A 3,408-nucleotide genomic window follows, 5' to 3' on the forward strand; every position below is an offset into this window, starting at 1 on the left:
CCTCGCCCCGGGCCCGGCCGGCTGCCACGATCCCGGAGAAGATCGCCCCCCGGGGGGAGTCCACCGCCACCCGGCCCCCCGCCCGCCCCCCCGCCGCCGACTGAGCGGCGCCGCGCCCGGGCCGGGTCAGCGGGGCCCGGCCGGCGCGTCCTCCGGGACCAGGGAGCCACGGAAGGCGACGCTGCGGCGCAGCCGGAACCCGAGGGACTCGTAGAGCCGGATCGCACCGGTGTTGTCGGCGGCGGCGTGCAGGAACGGGATCTCGCCGCGCTCCTGGATGCCCGCCGCGACGGCGTGGATCAGCCGGGTCGCCAGGCCCTGCCCGCGGTGGGCGTCGTCGGTGCAGACGGCGCTGATCTCGGTGTGGCCCGGCGGGTGGAACCGTTCGCCCGCCATCGCGACGAGCACGCCGTCGCGGCGGATGCCCAGGTAGGTGCCTAGCTCGATGGTGCGGCTGAAGAACGGCCCGGGCCTGGTGCGCCGGACCAGGTCCAGCATCTCCGGCACGTCGGCCGGGCCGAGCCGGACGGCCTCCGGGTCGGGGGCGGCCGCGACGTCCTCGCCGACCAGTTGGACGCCGTCCAGTGCGAAGACCACCGGCCAGTCCGCCGGGTGCGGTGCGGCCAGGCCGGCGGTCAGCGCGGCGCCGCCCGGGCCGAGGAGCGCCGCGACGTCGTCCCAGTCCTCGGCGGCCGGGTCGTCCGGGAGCCCGAGGAAGGTGGTCACCTCGGCCGGGTAGCGCAGCAGCCGGCCGCGCCGCTCGGCGAAGCGGGCGTGCGGGCCGGTCAGTGCGGACCGCACCGGGTTGTCCAGCGGGTGGGACGGCTCTGCCGTGGGCATGGCGGTGCTGCTCCGATCTCGGGTACGGGCCGTGCGCGGCGCGGCCGGTCGGCGGGCGAACCGCCTGCCACCGGCCATGGTAGGCATGCCGGCCGCCGGTTCGCGGACGGTCTCCTGTCCGAGGCCGGGCCGGAGCCGGGCCGGCCGCAGGTCAGCGGTCGACTGCGGCGGTCAGGCGTTCCAGGTGCGCGAGCAGAGCACCAGCCGGTAGCCGTCCGGGTCCGCGACGGTCACCCCGAACTCGTCCCAGTAGGGGTTGTGGGCAGGCACCCGCGTACCCCCGGCCGCCACCAGCCGGTCCACCAGGGCCTCGTCGACCGGAGCGCCGAGATAGACGACGAAGAGGTCGTCCGCGGTGGGCGTCGGGTCGAGCGGCCGCTCCGGATCGCGGGTCAGCTCGAAGTGCCAGCCGCCGCCGGGCAGCCCCACCATCAGGAGGTCGTGCTCACCGGACACCCGCTCGGTGGTGCGCCACAGCACCTCCAGCCCCAGGCCCTGTACGTAGAAGCGCTCCGCGGCGGCGAGGTCCCGCGAGGGGCGGGCGATCCGGATCCGGGTCGTCGAGTCGATCATGCACCGCAGCCTACGGGCGGCCGGGGTCCGCGGCACGCGTACGGGGCGCGGGGAATCCTTGGAACCGCTCCGCCGCCGCGGACACCGAAGGGATGTGGAGTCCTTCCTGACCGACCGGCAGACCCTGCACCTGCTCGGCGAACGCACCGTCCTGCTCAAGGACGGCCCCTGGGGCAGGGCCGGCGACGAGGTGGCCTCCGTCGCCGTCCTCGCCCGCGCAGTCGTGGACACCCCCGGCCGGGTGCCCACCGCCGCGAGCCCCGACGCCTGAGCCGACCGGCTCCCCGGACCGGGCGGACGGCCCCGGTCAGGGCGGCGGGTGATCGGCGAGCTGCTCCCGCGGGCGAATCGGCGGGGTGCCGGGCGTGGCGCTCAGCGGGTGCAGGCTGACGCGCGTCGGGACGGTCGTGTACGTGCGGCGCCGCCGGTGCGTCCTCCGGGACCGGCGGCACTTCGTGCAGCGGGGGCGGGGCACTCCCGCCGTGCCGATCCGTGCCTGGGCCCGGCTCGTGCCCGGCATCCCCGACCGGGTCGAGGCACCGGCCACGCGGACGCCGACCGGAGGAGGTTCGGCCGAAGGGCCCTGAGAGGTCCACCGGGCCGTCACGGGGCACACCGCAAGGATCGGGAGCAGCCGGGCGACGGCCGGAACGCCGGGTCCGGCTGTGGCGGCGACCGGGCCATGGGGCAGGATGGCAGTCCGTTCGGAGTGTGTGTGCACCCGCTCCGACGCAACTGCGTGGCACACGACCTGACAGGCGACAAGGTGACGACACAGCACATACGGCGGCCGGCCGCGGCCCGCTCCCTCGCCCTCCGCGCTGCGGGGGCGGGCCGGTGACCCGGGACCTGGTCCTGCACGACTGGGTGGTGGCCGGTATCGCGCTGGCCTCCGGTTGTGCGGCCGGTCTGGTGCTGCGGGCCCTGATGAAGTGGCTGGGCAAGCACGCGAGCAGGACCAAGTGGGGCGGGGACGACATCATCGTCGACGCGCTGCGCACCATCGTCCCCTGGGCGGCCGTGGCCGCCGGGGCGGCTGTGGCCGCTTCGGCCCTGCCGCTCATCGCGCGGATCCGCGGGCTGGTCGACCAGTCGCTGACGGCCGTGCTCATCGTCATCGCGACGTTCAGTGCGGCCCGCGTGGTGGCCGGGCTGGTGCAGTCGGTGGCCGCGTCCCGGACGGGCGTTGCGGCGTCCGCGACCATCTTCGTCAACATCACCCGGATCGTGGTGCTGTCGATGGGCGTCCTGGTGGCCCTGGAGACCGTCGGGGTGTCGATCGCCCCTCTGGTCACCGCCCTCGGGGTGGGCGGTCTCGCGGTCGCGCTGGCGTTGCAGGACACCCTCGCCAACCTCTTCGCGGGTGTGCACATCCTCGCCTCGAAGACCGTCCAGCCGGGTGACTACATCCGGCTCACCAGCGGGGAGGAGGGGTACGTCGTCGACATCAACTGGCGCAACAGCGTGGTGCGCAACCTGTCGAACAACCTGGTGATCATCCCCAACGGCCGCCTGGCGCGGACGAACATGACGAACTTCTCCCGGCCCGAGCAGAAGCTGTCGATCCTGGTCCAGGTCGGGGTCGGCTACGACAGCGACCTGGACCACGTGGAGCGGGTCACCCTCGACGTCGTCGACAGCGTGATGGCCGACGTCAGCGGTGGCGTGCCCGACCACAAGGCCGTCGTCCGTTTCCACACCTTCGCGGACTCCAGGATCAACTTCACGGTGAAGCTGGGCGTCGGCGAGTTCAGCGACCAGTACCGGATCAAGCACGAGTTCATCAAGCGCCTGCACCGGCGGTACCGGGAGGAGGGCATCTCGATCCCCGCGCCCACGTACACGGTCTCGCTCCAGCAGGACGGGGCGCGCGCACTGCCGTCCCTCCCGCAGGTGCCCCACCAGTGGGTCGCCTCGTCCGAGGCGCTGGCGGACCCGCGGCGGTAGCCGGCGCCCGGGCCCGCGCGGGCCGGAAGGGCGCGGCCCGCCCGCCCG

At 74.8% G+C, this 3,408-nt stretch carries 4 protein-coding genes; 2 read left to right on the forward strand and 2 right to left on the reverse strand.

The window, feature by feature from the left end:
- Positions 1-126 precede the first annotated feature (126 nt).
- Both ACFV0G_RS31805 and ACFV0G_RS31810 read right to left on the reverse strand, forming a co-directional pair.
- Entirely contained in the window at positions 127-840 is a 714-nt protein-coding gene (locus ACFV0G_RS31805) for a GNAT family N-acetyltransferase (RefSeq protein WP_380555508.1), read from the reverse strand.
- 171 nt (positions 841-1,011) lie between these two features.
- A complete protein-coding gene (locus ACFV0G_RS31810) occupies positions 1,012-1,413 on the reverse strand; it encodes a VOC family protein (RefSeq protein ID WP_380555510.1) in 402 nt (133 codons plus the stop codon).
- Between the two features lie 94 nt (positions 1,414-1,507).
- Between ACFV0G_RS31810 and ACFV0G_RS31815 the strand changes: the two genes are divergently transcribed.
- Both ACFV0G_RS31815 and ACFV0G_RS31820 read left to right on the forward strand, forming a co-directional pair.
- The gene (locus tag ACFV0G_RS31815) at positions 1,508-1,684 is read left to right on the forward strand and encodes a hypothetical protein (protein ID WP_380555512.1); all 177 of its coding nucleotides are present in this window, start codon (positions 1,508-1,510) and stop codon (positions 1,682-1,684) included.
- Positions 1,685-2,250: 566 nt separating this feature from the next.
- Positions 2,251-3,360 carry a mechanosensitive ion channel family protein gene (locus ACFV0G_RS31820; RefSeq protein WP_380555514.1) on the forward strand — a complete coding sequence of 370 codons (1,110 nt, stop codon included), beginning with the start codon at positions 2,251-2,253 and terminating at the stop codon, positions 3,358-3,360.
- The last annotated feature ends 48 nt before the right edge of the window (positions 3,361-3,408 follow it).

It is taken from the genome of Kitasatospora sp. NPDC059571 (genome assembly GCF_042735675.1).
GTDB lineage: Bacteria > Actinomycetota > Actinomycetes > Streptomycetales > Streptomycetaceae > Kitasatospora.